The sequence below is a fragment of the Streptomyces sp. NPDC097617 genome, from assembly GCF_044761485.1.
Taxonomy (GTDB): Bacteria; Actinomycetota; Actinomycetes; order Streptomycetales; family Streptomycetaceae; genus Streptomyces.
Genome location: NZ_JBIWCL010000021.1, coordinates 41,516 through 57,523, shown reverse-complemented (window position 1 = coordinate 57,523; position 16,008 = coordinate 41,516). Strand labels below are relative to the sequence as shown.

Below are 16,008 nucleotides of genomic sequence, written 5' to 3'. Positions count from 1 at the left end.
AGTAAAGCAAGCCTTACCTAACTCTGCAACGTCGCTTATTTTGAAGCGAGTTCAGCTGCAAATCGATGGTGACTCGATCTGATTTGCCCATCGACAGCTCCAGTGCATCAGGTTAGCCTTCCCTAAGTTTCTCTCGGGCTCGGCTTCTTCGGCGTGCCCTGCCCCCGGTTCCCCCACGCATAGCAATCGGCTGCCCCCGCACGACTGGGAGTGACATGTCACAGGATCTTCCCGATGATGCGCCACTGATCCACGACCTCATCGGCATCGGCTTCGGCCCCTCCAACGTGGCCATGGCGATCGCACTCAGCGAGCACAACGCCGGTGTCGGACCTCAGGAGGCGGTCACCGCCCACTTCTTCGAGCAGCAGCCGCGCTTCGGCTGGCACCGCGGCATGCTGATCGACGACGCCACGATGCAGGTGTCCTTCCTCAAGGACCTGGTGACACTGCGCAACCCGGCGAGCGAATACAGCTTCCTCTGCTACCTCCAGAGCCGCGGCCGCCTGATCGACTTCGTCAACCACAAGAACCTCTTCCCACTGCGCGTGGAGTTCCACGACTACTTCGAGTGGGCCGCCGCCAAGGTCGACGACATGGTCTCCTACGGCTGCGAGGTCGTCGCCGTACGTCCCGTCGTGCGCGACGGCGTGATCGAGTACCTGGACGTGACCGCCCGTTCCGGCACCGAACTGGTGGTCCACCGGGCCCGCAACCTCGTCATCGGCACCGGCCTGCGACCGCAGATGCCGGAGGGGGTGGACCGCACCGAACGGGTCTGGCACACCTCGGAACTCCTCATGCGCGTCGCGGAGCTGGGCGGCGCGGACCCCTCGCGCTTCATCGTCGTCGGAGCCGGCCAGAGCGCTGCCGAGAACGTGGCCTTTCTCCACCGCACCTTCCCCCGGGCCGAGGTGTGCGCCGTCTTCTCCCGCTACGGCTACAGCCCCGCCGACGACAGCGGCTTCGCCAACCGCATCTTCGACCCCGCCGCCGTCGACGACTACTTCACCGCGCCCGAGGAGATCAAGCGCAAACTGATCGACTACCACGCCAACACCAACTACTCCGTGGTGGACATCGACCTGATCGACGACCTCTACCGGCAGGAGTACCAGGAGAAGGTCCTCGGTACCGAGCGGCTGCGCTTCCTGAAGGTGTCGCGGCTCGCGGACGTCACCGAGACCCCGGGCAACGTCCTCGTCACCGTCGAATCACTGGTCACGGGGGAGAAGGAGGCCCTGGAGGCCGACGCGCTGGTCTACGCGACCGGATACCGCTCGGCGGACGGCCTCGGACTGCTCGGGGACGTCGAGAAGTACTGCCTGCGCGACGACCTCGGCCGGGTCCGCGTCGCCCGCGACTACCGTGTGCGGAGCGAGCCCGAACTGCGCTGCGGCGTCTACCTCCAGGGAGGAACGGAGCACACGCACGGCATCACGTCCTCCCTGCTGTCGAACACCGCCGTCAGGGTCGGCGAGATCCTCCAGTCCATCGTCACCCACGGCCGCGTACCGGTACCGGCCTCGCGCGCGGCGCCCACCCCCTGAGGAACTGCCCCCATGCTCTGCACCAGGCTGACGAACGCCACCTTCCTCACCATGGACCCCGACCACCCCGTCGCCCACGACCTGGGCATCTGGCGCGGCCGGATCGTGGGCCTGGACGAGGCCGTCACCTCGCTGCCGGCCCGCGAGGTGGTCGACCTCCAGGGCGCCACCGTGCTGCCCGGGTTCATCGACTCCCATGTGCACCTGGCCTGGACCGGGCTGAAGGCGGCCACCCCCAGCGTCGCGCCCTGCGAGCGCGTCGACGACGTACTCGCCGTCGTCGCGGAGGCGGTCGCCCGCAGGCCGCGGGGCGCATGGGTGGACATCGCGGGCTACGACCAGCGGGCCCTGGGCCGGCACCTCACCGCCGCCGAACTGGACAAGGTCAGCGACGGCCGCAAGGTGTTCATGCTGCACGACTCGGGACACGGCTGCGTGGTCAACGGCGCCGTCCTCGACCTGCTCCCCGGCGAACTCGCCCACGGCGAGGGCTTCCTCGCGGAGAGCGCCATGACCACTGCCCGCCGACTGCGCCTTCCCTACGCACAGGAGGAGATCGCCGACGCGATCGAGCGCGCCGGCCGCGCCTGCCTCACAGAGGGCGTCACCGCCTGCGCCGAGGCGGGCATCGGCGGCGGGCTGCTCGGCCACAGCCCGGTCGAGCTCGGCGCCTACCAACTCCTGCGCGACCAGGGGCGCCTGCCGCTGCGGGTCCAGCTCATGGCGGCCGCCGACACCCTGAGACCCGTGGCCGCCCACGCCTGCGACGGCATCCCGCGCGCACTCGACCTCGGCCTGCGCACCGGCTTCGGGGACGACTGGCTCTCCCTGGGCGCGCTCAAGGTCTACACCGACGGCGGCATGATGGCCCGTACCGCCGCCCTCACCCGCCCCTACGAAGGGAGCGAAGGGGCGGGCGAGTTCCAGGACACCCCCGAGCGGATCACCGACACCATCGTCGACGGTCACCTCGCCGGATGGCAGCTCGCCGTGCACGCCATCGGCGACCGCGCCGCCGACCTGGCCCTGGACGCCCTCGAACGAGCCCAGCGGCTGCGGCCCCGGCCGACTGCCCGGCACCGTATCGAACACGCCGGACTGATCCGGCCCGACCAGCTGGCGCGCTTCGCCGGCCTCGGCGTGAGCGCGGTGGTCCAGCCGAACTTCCTGCGCTCTTTCGGTGACGACTACGCGGCCGTCATGGGCGCGGACCGGGCGCCGTGGCTCTACCGGGGCAGGGGGTTCCTCGACCACGGCGTCACCCTGGTGGGCAGCTCCGACCGGCCCGTCACCGACGGATCGCCGCTGCGGGCGATCCAGTTCATGGTGGAGCGGGCCTCCGCGTCCGGCGCCCTGATCGGCCCCGACGAGGGCATCACCGTGGAGGAGGCCCTACGCACCTACACCGTCGCGGGCGCCTTCGCCTGCCACTGCGACACCGCCGCGGGCACCCTGGCCCCGGGGCGACGCGCCGACCTGGCCGTCCTGGGCGACGACCCGCGCCGGGTCGACGCCTCGCGGATCGGAGCGATCGAGGTCATCGGCACGTACGTCGACGGCAAGCCGGCCCATGGTGCGTTGCCACGGTGATCCAAGCCCTCCCTTCTCCTAGGGGCAGACCTCCTCGTTCTTCACCGTGCCGAAGTCGATCCTCGTGTCGGTGCTGGTGGCCGTACCGGCGGCTGGGGTCTGCGTGCAGACCTTCCAGTTCCGGTCGAGTACCTGGTTGCGGTTCTTGCCGAGCGCGTCGTGCGAGGAGAGCAGGTAGAACCCCGCCGCCTGCGCGCCGTCCTGGGCGCCCTGGAGGATCTGACCGACGAAGTCGGGGACGACAGCCGCCGTCTTTCCCGCCTTCGGCGGGGCGGCGGCGCTTCGGGTGGTGGCGGGCGCGCCCGGCGCCGGGCCGGTGTCGGCGGCCTGCGGGTCGCACCCCGCGAGGGCGAGGCATCCGGCGGCGACGGCGAGCAGGGCAAGGGGGCGATGTGTGCGCATCCCGCCACTGTGGCGGGGCCCGGGTGGTCGTGCGGGCGGTTGTGCCGGACTTTGACCAGTCTGTGACGCGCGAGCCGCGCGGAGGCCCGCCGGCCGGGGCCCGTCCCGGCGGGCCCCGGCGGCGTGCTGGTCCGCGTCTAGGCCTGGGGTTGCAGGAGGCTGCGGGGGTCGGCCGGGCGGGGTACGAAGACGGGGGACTCCGACTGGTAGAAGAGGTCGATGTCGGCCTCCTCGCCGCCGACGATCAGCGTGTCCCAGGCGCCGCTCTCCCGCAGCGTGCGCAGGGTGGCGGGCGCGATCGGGGCCAGGTGGGCGCGCAGTTCAGCGTCCGTGGGCAGGCCGGGCAGCCGGGATCCCAGCCGGTCGCGGATCTCGGTCATCCGCTCCAGCAGCGCGTCGAGGTCGCTCCCGTCCGCGGCGTCGGCCCCGGTGCCGGGGCCGGCCTCCGTGCTGCGCGCGATGATGTCCCGGATGGCGCGGGTGACGCCCTGCTCGTCGGTGGTCACCATGGCGTTCCAGGCCCGGCTCTTGTGCCGGTACTGGAGCATGGACATGGCCGCCTCGTGCCGGATGAAGTCGGCGTCCCGCAGCGGCTTGCCCTGCCAGGCGCGGCTGAGCGAACGGGCCAGTGAAGTGGCGGACGCGAGACCGCTGTTCAGGCCGCGGCCCGGCCAGAAGTGGATGGCGTTGGCCGCGTCGCCCAGCAGGAAGCCGTAGGTACCGGGGCTGGTCGCGGTCGGCCGGTGCAACTGCGCGGTGAACCGCGGGCGCTGCACCATGTCCAGCCGGAACGAGGTGATCGCCGACAGGTCGTCCTCGGCCACACCGAACAGGCTCAGGCCCTGCCGGATCTCCTTCCACAGCGGCGAACTGCGCAGCAGGGCGGGCAGGAAGAGGGTGCCGTGGGTGGGGCAGCGGAACTCGTTGTCCTCCTCCTGCCGGCTCATCAGGCAGGGGCGGGCGGCGATGCACTCCTCGAAGACATGGCGCACCGGGTCGATGCCGATGACGTTCTTGGCCTCCTCCCGGGTGAGCCGCATGTTCAGGAAGCCCTCGCCGCGCAGCGAATTGAGGAGGAAGCGGTTCTGCGACACCGTGAGCAGCACGCTCATCGGGTCCGGCAGCTTCGACTTGACCCGCAGCCCCAGCACGACGTCCTGAAGATGCTCGCCGTCGAGGGAGTAGATCGAGGCGTCGGCCGAGCCGAAACGGTCGGCGTAGTGCTCACGGGTTCGGGAGCGGCCGCCCTCACAGACCACAAGGACGTGCTCCTGGGTGAGCCGGTTCTGCTGCTCCGTCACGTCGAAGCGCTTGGGCACGAGCCGGATCGCCGGCCTGCGGTTCGCGAGGTCCAGCAACCGGTCCTCGATGTGGGCGATGCGGATGTTGCGGGGCGGGCGGCCGTCGACCGAGTCCGGGCCGACGGGCCACATCTCGGAGTAGGCGCCGTCGTCGTCGAACAGCGCCGCGAGGAGCTCCTGCGACAGGGCGAGGTACTGCCGGCTCTGTACGGTCACCACCTGCTGGCGGCGGAAGTTGCCCTGGGTCGCGTCCTTCCAGACGACCGCGGAGCCCTTCCTGGTCCAGCGCCCGTCGTAGAGGGTGATGACGGTCCGGCCGGGCAGCATCTCGTCCAGCGCCAGCGCGAAGGCGAGGCCCACCGGGCCGCCGCCGGTGATGGTGACCCGCAGCATGCCGGGGTCGGCGGTGCTCGCCCGGGGGACGTCCATGAGGGAGAGGTCCATGACCGTCTCCATGGCGTCCTGCGCCTCATAGAGGAACGTTTCGTCACCGATCCGTACGCAGTCGTTCGGGCGCAGTACGTGCCGAGTGACGCGCTGGTCGTTGACGAACGTGCCGTTGCGGCTGTCCCGGTCGTAGAGGACGAACCCGGCGTCCTCCGTGAGGATCTCGGCGTGCAGCCGGGAGGCGCTGGGGCTTACGATCACGACGCTGTTGTCGCTCTTGCGCCCGAAGCTGAGGGGCTCGCTGCCCAGAACCACGCTCTGTCCGGTGAACGGACCCGTGCGCCCAACGATGACCGATGGCACTCCACACCCCTTGAAAACGACGCTGCCGATACCGCGTACGACTGCAACACGTCATCGAGAACGTGTTCGGTTCAACCATTTCTGAGAATCTTTTGCGCCCCGCTGAACCCGGGGCCCGGTCGGTACGTGATGTTTGCGTCGGCCGGCGATTAAAGGGAGACCGCCCCCATGCACAACGAGGAAACCGAGACCGTGACGGAGACCGCCCTCGCGGCCAGCACCGCGGCGACCAGTGTGGATACCGCTGCCACCGCGGCCGTCACCGCGGTGGGGGTTGAGGAGACTGCCGTGGACACGGACACGGGCACCACCGTGGCAACGCCGGGGGAGGCGGGCGCGGAACGCCTGATCGCGGGCCGTTACCGGCTACTGTCCCGGCTCGGCGAAGGCGGTATGGGCACCGTGTGGCGGGCCCGCGACGAGACCCTGCACCGGGAGGTCGCCGTCAAGGAGGTACGGGCACCGGCCGGTCTGCGGGCCGGCGACATCGCACGGATGTACAGCCGGCTGGAGCGGGAGGCGTGGGCGGCCGCCCGAATACCCGACCGCAACGTGGTCACGGTCCACGACGTCGTCATGGAGGACGACCGGCCCTGGATCGTGATGGAACTGGTCCGCGGGCAGTCGCTCGCCGATCTGCTGCGGGCCGAGGGACCGCTCACCCCGCGGCGCGCCGCGCACATCGGCGCCGAGGTGCTGAGCGCGCTGCGGGCCGCGCACGCCGTCGGTGTGGAGCACAGGGACGTGAAGCCGGCCAACGTGCTGCTCGCGCAGGACGGCCGGGTCGTGCTCAGCGACTTCGGTATCGCGATGGTCGAGGGCAGCACCGCCCTGACCATGACCGGCGAGGTCGTCGGCTCTCCCGAGTACCTGCCGCCGGAGCGGGCCCTCGGCCGCCCCTCGGGCCCCGAGTCGGACCTGTGGTCCCTCGGCGTGATGCTGTACGCGGCCGTGGAGGGCATCTCGCCGTTCCGGCAGGACACCGCGCTGAGCACCCTGCGGGCCGTCGTGGACGACGAACCGCCCACGCCGACCCGCGCCGGCGCGCTCGCCCCGGTCATCGCCGGGCTGCTCCGCAAGGAGCCCGCGGAGCGGACCCCCGCCATCGAAGTCGCCGAAGCCCTGCGCGACATCGCCCACGCACCGGACGCCACCACGGCCGCCTCCCGGATCCTCCCGGTTCCCGTGGAACCCGCCACGGCAGCGGCACCCGTCGCCGAGGCCGCGACCGACACGGCAGCGGCACCCACCACCGCGGCGGCACCCACCACCGCGGCGGCACCCACCACCGCGGCGGAGCCCAGCCCCACTGTGGCCGTCGTGCCCGCGCCCGTCGTGCCCGCGCCCGTCGTGCCCGCGCCCGTCGTGGACGACGCCCCGCCCCGCAAGCGTCGTACGGTGACCTTCGTCGCGGCCGGCGCGGCCGCCTGCGTACTGATCGCCGGCGGGGTCGCCTACGCACTCGCCGGCAACGACAAGGACGCCGCGACCGGTTCGGGCGTACGGGTGTCGGTGGCGGGCGCGAACACGACCTACACCGGCAGCTGCCCGACCCCCGAGGGCCGGGCCCCGGCGTTCACCGCGACCTTCACCGCGCCCGAGCCGACGCTGATCTCCTACCGATGGGTGTCGGGCGACGGTTCGGTGGTCGATCCCCACTGGCGCACCATGTCGATCGGGGACAAGGCCAACCCCACGGGACACGACACCGTACGTCTCACGACCTACACCAAGGTGGGCACCCTGACCACCGGGATGGCCGTGGAACTCCAGAGCCCCACCCGCACCCTCTCCAACCCGGTCCCCTTCTCGATCACCTGCACCGGCTGAACCGCATCCCGGCTGCTTCCCGCCCGCCCGCCGGTCGGTGCCGGTCCGTCAGGATCGGCTCGGTGCCGGCTCCGACTCCGGTCCCGGCCCGCTCCCGGGCTCCGGCTCGCAGGGGAGCGCCGCCGCGCGGCGGGGGAGCAGCAGCGGGGTCGCCAGGAGGAGCAGGCCGAGCAGGCCGATGGCCGTACGTGGCCCGAGGAGGCCGCCCAGCACGCCCCAGACGGCCGTCAGCAGCGCGGTCGAGGCCTTGGCCGTCACCGCCCAGGCGGACAGCGTGCGGGTGATCCGGTCGGTCGCGGTGCGCTCGAGGCGGTAGGTGGCATGGACGGGGTTGAAGACCCCGCAGCAGAGGATGAGACCGAATTCGAGGCCCACCACCAGCAGCAGCCCGCCGGTGCCCGGTCCCACGAAAGCCAGCCCGACGGGCCAGATCGCGCGCAGGCTCCCGGCCGCGACCAGGACCCGGCGCGGCCCGAACCGGGCGGCGAGCGGCCGGGCCAGGCGCGCACCGAGCAGCCCGCCGATCGAGGGCACGGCGAAGGCGAGGCCGTACTGCCAGGGCGCGAACCCGAGTCGGCCGAGCATCAGGACGGCCAGCAGGGGTTGGGCGGCCATCAGCAGGCCGTTGAACACCGTGGTGTTGAAGAACAACGGACGCAGTGCCCGGTCGGCGAGGATGTACCGCCAGCCGTCGAGCAGGTCGCCGGCCCGGACGCGCCGCGCCTTTCGGCGCCCGGGCTGCGGCTCGTGCCCGCCCGTCGCGCAGATGCCCAGGGCCGAGAGCAAGTAGCTCACCGCGTCCGCCGCCACGGTCGCCACCGGGCCGAGGAGCCCGATCGCCGCGCCGCCCAGCGGCGGTCCGATGATCGTGGTCGTCCAGGCGGTGGATTCGAACCGGGCGTTGGCGACGAGCAGGTCCTCGGCCGGTACCAGCGCCTTGAGGTACGCGCCGGAGGCGGCGCGGAAGGTGATGTCGCCCGCCGCGACGACGACCGACACCAGCAGGAGCTGAAGGTAGGTCAGCACACCGAACGCGAACGCGGTGGGGACGCTCAGCAGCGCCGCGCACCGCACCAGGTCCATCGCGATCAGCACCGGCCGTTTCCGGCGGAACTCCACCCACGGGGCGAGCGGCACCGCCACGGCCGCGCCCACCGCGGCCCCCGCGGCGGAGAGCGCGGCGACCCCGGCCGGTCCGCAGTGCAGCACCTGGACGGCGATCAGGGGGAACGCGCCGAAGGCGAGCCAGGTCCCGAGCGCGCTGGTCCCGTACGCTCCCCAGAGCCACCCGAACCTGCGCCCCGGCCACTGTCCGCTCCGCATGCCCGATGCCCCTCACCCGTACAACCGATCCGCGATCGGATGTATCAAAGCGAGAGCCATCCCCGGGGATCAAACAACCACGGAGCCATCAGCCACAACCACCGGTTGTGCACATAGGGTGCCGGTATGGACCTCGACACCGTCCGGACCTTCGTCGCCGCCGCCGACGCGGGGCAGTTCCAGGAGGCCGCCGCCGAGCTGGGGGTCACCCAGCAGGCCGTGTCCAAACGCATCGCCACGCTGGAGCGCACCCTCGGCGTGCGCCTGTTCACGCGTACGCCCCGCGGCGCCGAGCTCACCATCGACGGGCAGGCCTTCCTCCCCCACGCGCGCGAGCTGCTGCGAGTCGCCGAGCGCGCGGTCGCGTCCGTGCGCACCGGACGCCGCCCGCTGCGCGTCGACGTGATCGCCTCACGCGTTGCCCCGTCGGGCCTGATGCGCGGCTTCCACCGCGCGCACCCCGAGATCGACCTCGACGTGGTCATGCTGCTCGACATCGAGACGGCCTTCGCGGCGATCCGGTCGGGTGAGATCGACGCGTCCTTCCGCGCCGTCGCCGCGCCCGGCCGGCCCCTTCCCGAGGACATTCGCTCCGTCCGGGTCCTCGACGAGCCGCTCCAGCTCCTCACCGGCCCGGCGCACGCGCTGGCGGGTGCCCGGTCGGTGCCACTCGCCCGGCTCGCCGGACACCGGATCTGGATGCCCGGCATCGTCCCCGGTACCGAGTGGGGCGCCTACTACGACGCCCTCGTCGCCGAGTTCGGCCTCACCATCGAGGCCACCGGCCCGAACTTCGGCTCCGACGCGCTCCTCGACACCGTCGCCGACACGCCAGCCCTGGCCACGTTCATGGGCGAGCACACCCGCCTCGTCTGGCCCGCCGGCCACGGGCTGCGCCGCATCCCGGTGACCGGCCCGACACCCGTGTACCCGCACTCGCTGCTGTGGCACCGTGACAACTCGCACCCGGCGCTGGCCGTCCTCCGCGAGCACCTCGCCGCCGCGGCAGCCGGCCACGACGCCGCCGGGACCTGGGCGCCGAGCTGGGTGGTTCCACGCTGAAGGGCCGAGCGGCCCGGGCCGGCTCCCGGGCCGCCGGTCACCGCCGCCCGCCGAACTCCCACGCGTGGACCTCGACAGCGGCATGGCCGTCCGCCGCCAAGGCCGTACGCGCCGTACCGGCGTCCGGAGCCCGCACCAGCGCGGCCGTACCCAGCCGGGCGGCGCCGTCGTCGGACAGCAGGGGGCCGTAGGCGATCAGCTCGTCCTCGCCGGGAGGCAGCGCGAGGTCGGTGGCGGCCTCCACCGGGCCGAGGCCGAGCACCAGGAAGCGGTTGCCCCCGGTCCGGCCGCCGGGAAAGTCCCACATGGTGCGCCCCAGCAGGTTGCGCCAGCGGAGCAGGAGCACGTCCCGGTACACCCCGGCCTGGTACCCGGGCTCGTCGAAGGCGAAGGCACGCGCGGCGGCGGGATCCGGGAGGTCGACGATGTGCACGCTGCCGCTGGGGGCGTCACCGCCGGGGACGAAGGTCGGACCCCGGGCGATCAGCTCCTTCTCGTACCGGTCCATGTAGGACCAGTGGCGTTCGAGCAGTTCCATGCGCAGGGGCAGGGAGCCGGCGCGATCGCGGTGGTAGCAGAAGAATTCCATGACGCGGACTCTTCCCGAGAGCCGGCAGTGGATCAATGGGTTCCGTGACGCGGGGTTCCTACGCGGACCGGGGTTTCGCGGGTGGCCCTGGTGAATGCCCCACGGATGCGTGGGTAGCCGGATACCGACCAGGCCGACCGAGGAGGTCGAAGTGAGTTTCGAGAACCCGTCCGTCAAGCGGGCCCAGGAGATGCGTGACAAGGCCCAGGAACTGGAGCAGGCCGCCCAGTACGCCACCGATCCGGCGGAGCAGCGGCGGCTCACGCAGAAGGCGCTGCACATCCGGGAGAAGAGCGAAGAGGTGAACGGGCCCGGCTCCGGAACCATGGATCCCATGTAGGCGCGGGGCTCCGCAGGCTCCCGGCCCGCGGGATCTCCAGTACGCCGGGCCGTGCGACCAGGCGTTGTAGACCGGTGACAGGCCGGCGGCGCAGGGTGGCCGACGGCGCGACCCTCCCGTCGCTCCGCCGACCGACCCGTACGCCGTCGTGCCAGGAGCCGCCCTCGTGAAAGCTGACTCCGTGCTGCCCCGCCCCCGCGCGGCGGGCCCCCAGGCGCCCGCAGACGGGCCGCCGCTGCCGGGCGGGCGCGGGCGCCTGCACGTGGCCCGGCATGCCGCGGCCGCGTCCCTCCACAGCATCGGCGCGGTCACCACCGGCCTGCTCGTGCTCGCGGCCATCGGCACGATGATCAGCGAACCGGTGCTCATCCCGTCCCTCGCCGCCAGTGCCGGAGTCCTCCACAGCACTCCCGGCCTGCCCGTGGCCCAGCCCCGGAGCGTCATCGTCGCTCACCTCCTCGGCGCCGGAGCCGGATACGTGGTCCTCGCGCTGTGGCAGAGCAGCCCCTGGAGCGCGGCGCTGGCCGGGGGACTGACCTTCGCCGCCACCACCCTCGCCCGCACCCCGCACTCACCCGCCTGCGCCACCGCCGTCGTCGTCGTGCTCCAGACCCCGGCGCCCACGCGGTTCGTCCCCCTGCTGCTCGGCGCCACCGTGGTCCTCGTCCTCGCCGGATTCGCCGCGTCCCGCCTACGCCGCGGAGCCGCCCGATACCCGGTCCGGTGGTGGTAGCGCCACCGGGGGCATGCACCGACTGCGCCCGTGAGCCGCGTGCGAGCGGAAGGGAACAGGTTCGACCCGGCCTACGGGCATGACTGCCGCCGTCGCGGAAAGCCGCAAGGTATGAAACGCATCCCGACGCCGGCGCCGGACCGTGGCGCGGAAGACGACGACCAGGTCGGCGAACGCGCCCCCGACCGGCCCTCCGACCTGTCGAAACGATCGTGGCGGGCCGTGCTGCGCGGCACGGCGAAGGAGTTCAAGGACGATGAGCTGGCCGACCGCGCGGCGGCCCTGACCTACTACGGGGTGCTGGCCCTCTTTCCCGCCCTCCTGGTGCTCGTATCCCTGCTGGGCATCGCCGGTGAGTCGACGACACAGCGCGTACTGGACAACCTGCGGCGGCTGGCACCCGGCTCCGTCCGGGACGTCATCAGTGACGCCGTGGTGCAGCTGCAGGGCCGCAGCGGGATCGGCTCGCTGGTCGCGGTCGTCGGCCTCGTCGTCGCCCTGTGGTCCGCGTCCGGCTACGTCGCGGCGTTCATCCGCAGCTCGAACGCCGTCTACGACGTGCCCGAAGGCCGGGCCGTGTGGAAAATCCTCCCGCTCCGCCTGGCCCTGACCATCGCGCTCATGCTCCTGGCCTGCGCGAGCGCCCTGATCGTGGTCTTCACGGGCGGCTTGGCCCGGCGGGCGGGCGAGGCACTCGGCATCGGTGACGGCGCGCTCGTCGTGTGGTCGATCGCGAAATGGCCGGTCCTGGTGCTCCTGGTCACGACCATGATCGCGCTCCTGTACTGGGCCGCACCGAACGCCAAGGGCCGCGGCGTCAGGTGGGTCACCCCCGGCAGCTTCCTGGCCCTGCTGATCTGGATGATCGCCTCGGCCGGCTTCGCCGTCTACGTCGCGAACTTCGCTTCCTACAACAAGACGTACGGCACGGCCGCGGGCGTGATCGTCTTCCTTGTGTGGCTGTGGATCACCAACCTGGCCATCCTCCTGGGGCTGGAGTTCGACGCGGAGCTGACCCGCCGCCGGGCGATCGCAGGAGGACTGCCCGAGGACGAGGAGCCGTACGTGCGGCCCCGTGACACCAGGGCATGGAGCGACGAGGACCGTCGCCGTATGGAGGGATCCCCGATACGGCCCGGTGACCGGGCACGGGGTGCATCCGAACGACTCGAGGACGAGGTGGAACACCGTGGGCATGATCGTGGAAACGAACGGACAGACGCACCGCCGCGCCGATGACTCGGTGGGCGTACTGGTATCGCGGGCCTCCCAGCAGATCTCGGAGCTGGTACGCCAGGAAATGCAGCTCGCGCGGGCGGAGATGACGCAGAAGGGGAAGCGGCTGGGGACGGGCGGCGGCCTGTTCGGAGGAGCCGGACTCCTCGGTGTCCTGGCGGCCCAGGCCCTGGTGGTGGCGGGCATCGCCGCGCTGGCGCTGGTACTGCCCGTGTGGGCCTCGGCCCTGATCGTCACCGCCGTGCTCGCCGTGGCCGCCGCCGTGGTGGCGATGGCCGGCAGGAAGCAGATCGCGAAGGCCGGTACGCCGGCGCCCGAGCAGGCGATGGACAGCCTGAAGGCCGATGTGGCCGCAATCAGAGAGAAGGCGCACCGATGAGCAGCCAGCCCGACGAACCCACCCCCGCAGCACTGCGGGAACAGATCGAACGAACCCGCGACGAACTCGGCCGGACCGTCGAGGCACTGGCGGCCAAGGCCGATGTCAAGGCACAGGCCACGGAGAAGGCCGCCCGCGTCACCGGACGGATCCGGGGCGGGATCGAACACGCGGCCACACCCCGCGCCGAGCGGACCGCCGCACTGCTCGCGGTCGGTGCGGCCGTGCTCGTCATCCTGCTGGTACGGCACAACAGGGGGCACACATGAAGGCCTCGGCGATCGCGTACAAGCCGGTCGGGCTGGCTCTCGGCGCCCTCGGCGGCGCGCTCGCGGCAGTGCTGTTCAAGCAGGTCTGGAGGCTGGTGGAAGGGGCGGACGGCGCCCCTGACGCCACCGACGAGGACCGCTCCTGGCGCGAGATCCTGATGGCCGCGGCGCTCCAGGGCGCGATCTTCGCGGTCGTCAAAGCGGCGGTCGACCGTTCCGGAGCGGTCGCGACGCGGCGCGTCACGGGCACCTGGCCCGGCTGACCGACCGGGGCGGGCCGGGGGAGAGAAGGGGTGTGCGCAACGCGTGTGCCGGTCAGAGCGCTTCCGGCCGGAATCGGACGCTGTTCCGTGTTGCTCCAGTGGGCTGACGTGGGGCCCGCGAAGTGCCACGATGATCCGTGCTTCGACAGTGTGCCGAACGGGACGCGGTGGGTGCGGTGGCAGCGTATCCGCACGTCCCGGAGGCGGCCCTACCCCACGAAAGGGCGGACACCCCATGCGCGTCACCTCCCACGTATCGTCGTTAGGCAGCGACCGGGGCTCGGCCGAGGACGATCCCATACGCCTCTACTACAGCCACAAGACACAGGAGATCCTGCACAAGTACGGCCCGGGCCCCCGTGTCCACTTCCACGTAGGACTGTATCCGGACGGGCCGCCGGACAGCACCGTCCCCCAGGACGTCCTGAAGCAGCACATGTTCGACGCGCAGGAACTGATAGTCGAGCACGCGGCCCGGTCGTGGGGCGCGTACGAGGCGCCTCCCCGGCGGCTACTGGACATCGGCTGCGGCCTGGGCGGGACCTCGCTGTACTGGGCGCAGGAGCACGGAGCAGCGGTCACCAGCCTCACGGTCGCGGCGGAACACATCCCGATCGTCCGGCACTTCGCCCGGAGCGCCGGAGTCGGCGAGCGGGTGAACCCCGTACTGGCGGATGTGCACGACCTGGACGAGACCTGTGCCTACGACGCCGTCTACGCCAACGAGAGCAGCGGATACACCGACCGGACCCGGCTCTTCGAGGTCGTCGCCAAGGCGCTGGTCCCCGGCGGGTGGTTCGGGATCCAGGAGCACTTCGTGGGCCGCTCCTCATGGCGCGAGTTCATCGACGACTACTACAGAACGCGGCTCGGGCTGCGGGACGAGTACCTCGCCGCGGCCGGGGCGGCCGGCTTTGAACTCGAGCACGAGGAGGACGTGACGGACGCGGTGACGGAGTTCTGGGTGCAGTCCATGGCGTGGAACACCGCCGAACTCGACCGGGTCCGCTCGGGGTCCGGCGCCGAGGCCGGCGCCTGGAGCGGCGAACGGCTCGAGCAGTCGACGCTCGCCCACAGCAGGTTCTTCAGACTCTGGCGCGACCACGCGGTGCAGACGCGGCTGCTGCACTTCCGGGTCGGTGACCGCCGATGACGGGGTCAACAGCACGCGTACCAGCACCAGCACCGGTGCCGGCCTCACCGCGACCCTCGCTCCTCGGTACGCACCTGCCGTCGTTCTACTGCCCCCTGGAGCGCGACCTCGTCCATCCCGAGGCGAAACAGGTGGAGGTCCGGGCGATCGCATGGCTGGACGACTTCGGCATCTACCCCGATCCGGTCGAGCGCGCATGGGGGCTCGCCACCCACAGCACCGACTTCTCCTGCCGCATCATCCCCGGCGGGAACGTGGAGGCCGTCCTGCTCTTCACCGAGTGGAACTACTGGGCCAACGCCGTCGACGACTGGCAGGATTCGGGTTCCGACGAGGTGGGGACGGGGGCCGTCGTCGAACACGGGGCACGTCTGCTGCGGACCATCGAGGACCCTGGGGCGTCGGTGCTGCCCGACGGGCCGATGACCCGGGCACTGCTGGACCTGGTGCGCCGCACCCATGCCATGCTCACGCCCTACCAGCTGCGCAGGTTCGTCGAGGGGACGCGCGACTGGCTGCTCGGAGCGGCCTGGCGGGCCGCACAGGCCGAGGCCGGGACCATGCCGACTCTGAACGACTTCGTCGCCATGGGGCCGCTTGCGAACGGTACGCGCTTCTCGCTGACCTGGTCCGACGTCGCGCGCGGGGACCGACTTCCGGCGGAGGTGCTCTGTTCCCCCGCTCTGACGGCACTGACGGACGCGGCCGGATTCGTCGTCAGCGCGGACAACGACCTGTTCTCCTACGACAAGGACGACCACCTGGAGCCGCGGGAAGTGAATCTCGTCAACGTCCTCGCCCAGCAGGAGAACTGCTCGCCCGCCGCGGCGGTGCCCCTCGCGGTGGCCCTGCGGGACCGGGTGCTGGTCCTCTTCATGACGCTGCGGGCGCAGCTGGAGGGCGGCCCGGACAGCCCGGACGGCCCGGACGGCCCGGCGGGCGCGGACGGGGAACTGCGCCGACACCTGGCGGCGCTGGGCCACTACGTGGCCGGCTCCATCGCCTGGCAGACCAGGGCGCCCCGGTACGCGAGCCCGCGCAACCGTTACGAACTACCGCTCGCGGAAGCCCGGTTCGCGGTCCGGTACGCCGACGCCCCCAGCGTCGACGGAACCGGGCCGCCGCCGGGTCTGCCGGCCCTCGCCTCCTGGTGGCAGCGCCTGCGCGAGTGAGGCATGACAGGGGCCCCTGGCCGCACCGATCGGTGCGGCCAGGGGCCCCGGCCCGAAGCGGCCGTC

16 protein-coding genes are annotated in these 16,008 nt (G+C 71.8%); 12 read left to right on the top strand and 4 right to left on the bottom strand.

The genetic code is table 11. From position 1 onward, the window contains the following. Nucleotides 1-215: 215 nt before the first annotated feature. Nucleotides 216-1,550, top strand: a complete 1,335-nt coding sequence (locus ACIQZO_RS28420) for a lysine N(6)-hydroxylase/L-ornithine N(5)-oxygenase family protein (protein WP_403631446.1) — start codon at nucleotides 216-218, stop codon at nucleotides 1,548-1,550. 12 nt (nucleotides 1,551-1,562) lie between these two features. Further along, nucleotides 1,563-3,140, top strand: coding sequence for an amidohydrolase (locus tag ACIQZO_RS28415; RefSeq protein ID WP_403631445.1), 1,578 nt, complete (start codon nucleotides 1,563-1,565; stop codon nucleotides 3,138-3,140). Nucleotides 3,141-3,158: 18 nt separating this feature from the next. On the opposite strand, the gene ACIQZO_RS28410 is transcribed toward ACIQZO_RS28415, so the two are convergent. Both ACIQZO_RS28410 and ACIQZO_RS28405 read right to left on the bottom strand, forming a co-directional pair. Next, nucleotides 3,159-3,542: a hypothetical protein gene (locus tag ACIQZO_RS28410; protein ID WP_403631444.1), complete on the bottom strand. Its 384-nt coding sequence runs from the start codon at nucleotides 3,540-3,542 to the stop codon at nucleotides 3,159-3,161. 137 nt (nucleotides 3,543-3,679) lie between these two features. Continuing rightward, a complete protein-coding gene (locus ACIQZO_RS28405; protein WP_403631443.1) occupies nucleotides 3,680-5,545 on the bottom strand; it encodes an FHA domain-containing protein in 1,866 nt (621 codons plus the stop codon). Between the two features lie 216 nt (nucleotides 5,546-5,761). Here ACIQZO_RS28405 and ACIQZO_RS28400 point away from each other — a divergent pair, with 216 nt between their 5' ends. Further along, nucleotides 5,762-7,423 carry a serine/threonine-protein kinase gene (locus ACIQZO_RS28400; protein ID WP_403631442.1) on the top strand — a complete coding sequence of 554 codons (1,662 nt, stop codon included), beginning with the start codon at nucleotides 5,762-5,764 and terminating at the stop codon, nucleotides 7,421-7,423. 48 nt (nucleotides 7,424-7,471) lie between these two features. On the opposite strand, the gene ACIQZO_RS28395 is transcribed toward ACIQZO_RS28400, so the two are convergent. Continuing rightward, nucleotides 7,472-8,746, bottom strand: a complete 1,275-nt coding sequence (locus ACIQZO_RS28395) for an MFS transporter (protein WP_403631441.1) — start codon at nucleotides 8,744-8,746, stop codon at nucleotides 7,472-7,474. 126 nt (nucleotides 8,747-8,872) lie between these two features. Between ACIQZO_RS28395 and ACIQZO_RS28390 the strand changes: the two genes are divergently transcribed. After that, entirely contained in the window at nucleotides 8,873-9,808 is a 936-nt protein-coding gene (locus ACIQZO_RS28390) for a LysR family transcriptional regulator (RefSeq protein WP_403631440.1), read from the top strand. A 37-nt stretch (nucleotides 9,809-9,845) separates the two neighbouring features. Here ACIQZO_RS28390 and ACIQZO_RS28385 read toward each other — a convergent pair whose 3' ends face one another. After that, complete coding sequence (locus ACIQZO_RS28385) at nucleotides 9,846-10,397, bottom strand: YciI family protein (RefSeq protein WP_403631439.1); 552 nt, start codon at nucleotides 10,395-10,397, stop codon at nucleotides 9,846-9,848. Nucleotides 10,398-10,548: 151 nt separating this feature from the next. Here ACIQZO_RS28385 and ACIQZO_RS28380 point away from each other — a divergent pair, with 151 nt between their 5' ends. The 8 genes from ACIQZO_RS28380 (at nucleotide 10,549) to ACIQZO_RS28345 (ending at nucleotide 15,942) form a co-directional block, all read left to right on the top strand. Further along, nucleotides 10,549-10,737 carry a DUF6381 family protein gene (locus ACIQZO_RS28380; RefSeq protein WP_403631438.1) on the top strand — a complete coding sequence of 63 codons (189 nt, stop codon included), beginning with the start codon at nucleotides 10,549-10,551 and terminating at the stop codon, nucleotides 10,735-10,737. Nucleotides 10,738-10,903: 166 nt separating this feature from the next. Further along, on the top strand, nucleotides 10,904-11,470 hold the full coding sequence (locus ACIQZO_RS28375) for an HPP family protein (protein ID WP_403631437.1): 567 nt from the start codon (nucleotides 10,904-10,906) through the stop codon (nucleotides 11,468-11,470). Between the two features lie 111 nt (nucleotides 11,471-11,581). Then, entirely contained in the window at nucleotides 11,582-12,709 is a 1,128-nt protein-coding gene (locus ACIQZO_RS28370) for a YihY/virulence factor BrkB family protein (protein WP_403631436.1), read from the top strand. Beyond that, nucleotides 12,666-13,085: a phage holin family protein gene (locus tag ACIQZO_RS28365; protein WP_403631435.1), complete on the top strand. Its 420-nt coding sequence runs from the start codon at nucleotides 12,666-12,668 to the stop codon at nucleotides 13,083-13,085. Before ACIQZO_RS28370 ends, ACIQZO_RS28365 begins: the two co-directional genes overlap by 44 nt. Beyond that, nucleotides 13,082-13,354, top strand: a complete 273-nt coding sequence (locus ACIQZO_RS28360) for a DUF3618 domain-containing protein (RefSeq protein WP_403631434.1) — start codon at nucleotides 13,082-13,084, stop codon at nucleotides 13,352-13,354. Before ACIQZO_RS28365 ends, ACIQZO_RS28360 begins: the two co-directional genes overlap by 4 nt. Next, nucleotides 13,351-13,617: a DUF4235 domain-containing protein gene (locus ACIQZO_RS28355; protein ID WP_403631433.1), complete on the top strand. Its 267-nt coding sequence runs from the start codon at nucleotides 13,351-13,353 to the stop codon at nucleotides 13,615-13,617. Before ACIQZO_RS28360 ends, ACIQZO_RS28355 begins: the two co-directional genes overlap by 4 nt. A gap of 235 nt (nucleotides 13,618-13,852) precedes the next feature. Further along, entirely contained in the window at nucleotides 13,853-14,770 is a 918-nt protein-coding gene (locus tag ACIQZO_RS28350; protein WP_403631432.1) for an SAM-dependent methyltransferase, read from the top strand. Between the two features lie 35 nt (nucleotides 14,771-14,805). Continuing rightward, nucleotides 14,806-15,942, top strand: a complete 1,137-nt coding sequence (locus ACIQZO_RS28345; RefSeq protein WP_403631431.1) for a hypothetical protein — start codon at nucleotides 14,806-14,808, stop codon at nucleotides 15,940-15,942. Nucleotides 15,943-16,008: the final 66 nt, after the last annotated feature.